This is a genomic window from Paracraurococcus ruber (genome assembly GCF_004353985.1).
In the GTDB taxonomy this organism is placed as follows: Bacteria; Pseudomonadota; Alphaproteobacteria; order Acetobacterales; family Acetobacteraceae; genus Paracraurococcus; species Paracraurococcus ruber.
Window position 1 is genome coordinate 1 of the sequence record NZ_SMOA01000635.1, and the last position, 823, is coordinate 823.

Consider the following 823-nt stretch of genomic DNA (forward strand, 5'->3'; position numbering starts at 1 on the left):
AGGCGCTGGCGGCCGGCGGCGCGGCGCTGCCCGCCACCGCGCTGCCCTGCGCCGGCTGCCATGGCGCGACCGGCGCCGGCGGCCGGGCCGAGGCCGGGGTGCGGCCGCCGCCCATCGCCTGGCCCGCCCTCGCCCGCGCGACGCCGGACCGCCCGGCCTATGACGAGGCCGGCCTGCTGCGCGCCGTGGCCCAGGGGCTGGCGCCGGGCGGCCGCGTGCTCGACAGCGCCATGCCGCGCTATGCCCTGACGCTGGAGGACGGCCAGGCGCTGGTCGCCTGGCTGCGGGCGCTGGAGGCGCGGCAGGTGCCCGGCGTGTCGGAGGACCGCATCCGGCTCGGCCTGCTGCTGCCGCCGGGCGGCCGCGGCGAGGCCTTCGCCGCCGCCTTCGCCGCCGCGCTCGAGGCCGCCGCGCCGATCGGCGTCTTCGGCCGGCGGGTGGAGCGGGTGACCGTGCCGGAGGGCGACCCGGCCGAGGCCGTGCGCGCCCTGGAGGCGGCGGGCGTGCTCGCCCTGGTCTCCGGCCTGCCGGAGGAGGCGCAGGACGCGGCGCTGGCCGCAGCCGCCGCCGCCCGCATCCCGATGCTGGCGGTGCGCGCCGGGACGGTTCCCGGCGCCCATGCCCTGCTGCCCGGCGCGGTGGAGGAGGGGACCGCGCTGCTGCGCGTCCTGCCCGATCCCGGCCGCGCCGCCATCCTCGCCGCCGATGCGGCCGAGGCGCGGCTGGCCGCCCGCATCGCCGAGCGGGTCGCGGGGCTCGCCGGCGCCGAGCCGGCGGTGGTCGCGCCCGGTGCGGTGCCGGCGGAGGCCGCGGCCCTGCTGGT

1 protein-coding gene is annotated in these 823 nt (G+C 83.0%); it reads left to right on the forward strand.

The window, feature by feature from the left end; all coding sequences use genetic code 11:
* Window positions 1-823: c-type cytochrome (locus tag E2C05_RS33760; RefSeq protein WP_205083289.1), on the forward strand; the 823-nt coding region annotated here is incomplete at both ends.